The organism is Streptomyces sp. NPDC048106 (genome assembly GCF_040706415.1).
Lineage (GTDB): Bacteria > Actinomycetota > Actinomycetes > Streptomycetales > Streptomycetaceae > Streptomyces.
Genome location: NZ_JBEZND010000108.1, coordinates 1 through 1,938, shown reverse-complemented (window position 1 = coordinate 1,938; position 1,938 = coordinate 1). Strand labels below are relative to the sequence as shown.

Genomic DNA, 1,938 nt, shown 5'->3' with positions numbered 1-1,938 from the left:
GCATCTCCCGCCTGCACAACCTCGTCCTTGCCGGGTGACGCAGAAACCACCAGGTCACCCGGCACATCAAAGATCATTTACGGGACAGCCCTTAGGCCGTGTCCTGTTGCCGCTGGTGGACCAGGAGCCATGGCGGCATGCTCGTCGCCACGAGAATCTGCGGGCCTGGGGCATCGACACGGCGGCCGGCGAGCGGCTGATCGAGATATTCGCGGCCCTGGCGGTCCATGCTGTCGCAGCCGACACTTCCTTATCCGCCGCAGAATTAGATGATCTGCCTCTGAGGGCCGTGGCCGACGCGGCGACCGGCAAGCGTGACTACGAACTGCTCGCCAGGCTTCCGAACACCTTCGCCGACGAGCGTGACGGACACGGCGTCAACGTCTTCCGCCTGCACATCTACAGTGGCGGGCAGTACAGCCACCGAATCACCCAACTGAGCACGGAACTGCGCCATGCGCTGCTCGTCCTCGCTGAACGGGCACCGATACGGTCATCCACGTGCGGGGACGTCTTCCGCCGTGCGGCCGAGGCTGGGCTGCACACGCTGATCGAGTAACCGACGGCGGGCCAGGCAGACCGCCCGGCCCCCGCGTCTCCCGGCCGTCAGCCGGCGTGAAACTCGCGGGCGTGGCCGCCGCGCCACTCCATCCACTGCGGGTCGTCCCAGATGGCCTCGGGGCCGGCGACACCAGCGCCCGGAGCCGAGGGTCTCGCACGGTGACTCTCCGGCCGCCCGAAAGGGAAGGCCGGTGCACGCCGATCGGCGCACCGCTCACGCCTCCCGGCGCGCTCCGGGCCGGGCGGGCGAGCGAGCAGACTTCGGGGCGGTCAGGAAGTGCCGCCGGTCCAGTCCCAGCGGTCCGGGTCACCGGAGCGCGGGTCGTACAGGGCCCGGCCGCCGGCGCCGAACTGCCCCAGCTCGGCGGCGGGCGCGACCCCGGTGTCGACCTCGTCCTGCGTCCAGCCGGTGATGTCGAGCAACAGGCCGTCCAGCGATCCGCCGGCGAGTTCCGCGTAGGTCCGATGCGGGCGCGGGCCGGCGTCGGCGTCGGCGCCGCAGACCCGGCGGCATAGCCGCTGCTCGTCATCACGGTCCATCCGCTGGGACTTACGCAGCGGCTGCGTCGGTTCGGTCACGTCGTCCTGGTCCTGGTCGTGCCCGCCCACGCCCCCGTGGTCCTACGGGCCGGCATTCGTTTGAAGGGCAGGGGCGGTTCACCGGGTGCCTAGTTCGGCGAGGCGTTTTCGGGTCTGGATGAGGCCGCTGGGATCGGCTGCCTTGCCCAGGGCAAGGCACTGGGTGAAAGCATCCCGGGCCTCGTCGTCGTGGCCGGCGGCCAGCAGGGCGTTGCCGAGGTGCACCAGGGCGCGGCTTTCCACGGCTGTGTGCCGCTGGTACGGCAGAGTTGCAGGGCGGTGTGGAGGTGGTTGGTGGCCTTGGGCCAGTTCTTGAGGAAGATGTGGGCGCGGCCGATGGACATCTCCAGGTCCGCGCGGACCAAGTGGGCGATATGCGGTTCGATGCGGTCGCCGGCCTCTTCCAGGAAGGCGAGCGTGCGCAGGTGCTGCCCGATCGACTCTTCGTACCGGCCCGCTTCGACAAGGGCCAGACCGTGGCCCTGCATGGCGCTCAGGGTGCCGTGGAGATCCCCGGCGGCCTCGAAGAGTGCGGCCGCATCGCGGTTGTGACGTGCCGCGGCGGGGTGTTCGCCGAGCAGTCGCACAGCAGCAGGGCCCAGGCGTGGGAGTTGAGCTGGGTGGCTTCCAGGAGGGGGTCACCCAGAGTCTGGGCGCTGTGGGCGGCGATATTGAAGACCTCGGGCCAGTGTCCCCAGAAGCTCCACTGAGACCCGTGCATCGTGAAGTCGCAGGTCACGGATCTGGTGTGCGGGGCGATCGGGGTACTCGCGCTGGTCGTCGGCCGGTGTCCCTCGT

Annotated in this window: 4 protein-coding genes; 1 reads left to right on the top strand and 3 read right to left on the bottom strand. The window is 69.8% G+C overall.

Annotated features, from left to right (window positions below; translation table 11 throughout):
• Positions 1-106 precede the first annotated feature (106 nt).
• Positions 107-559, top strand: a complete 453-nt coding sequence (locus AB0927_RS40930; protein WP_366672958.1) for a hypothetical protein — start codon at positions 107-109, stop codon at positions 557-559.
• Positions 560-831: 272 nt separating this feature from the next.
• Here AB0927_RS40930 and AB0927_RS40925 read toward each other — a convergent pair whose 3' ends face one another.
• From AB0927_RS40925 to AB0927_RS40915, 3 genes are all read right to left on the bottom strand, one after another.
• Positions 832-1,101 (bottom strand): hypothetical protein, encoded by a 270-nt coding sequence (locus AB0927_RS40925; RefSeq protein ID WP_366672959.1) that lies wholly within the window; start codon positions 1,099-1,101, stop codon positions 832-834.
• 128 nt (positions 1,102-1,229) lie between these two features.
• Positions 1,230-1,628 (bottom strand): hypothetical protein, encoded by a 399-nt coding sequence (locus tag AB0927_RS40920; RefSeq protein WP_366672957.1) that lies wholly within the window; start codon positions 1,626-1,628, stop codon positions 1,230-1,232.
• 5 nt (positions 1,629-1,633) lie between these two features.
• On the bottom strand, positions 1,634-1,938 hold a 305-nt coding region (locus AB0927_RS40915; RefSeq protein ID WP_366672956.1), incomplete at its 5' end, for a hypothetical protein.

Coding starts and splice junctions, on each gene's coding strand:
- AB0927_RS40925 (WP_366672959.1), bottom strand. CDS start 1,101: ATGGACCGTGATGACGAGCAGCGGCTATGCCGCCGGGTCTGCGGCGCC.
- AB0927_RS40920 (WP_366672957.1), bottom strand. CDS start 1,628: ATGCAGGGCCACGGTCTGGCCCTTGTCGAAGCGGGCCGGTACGAAGAG.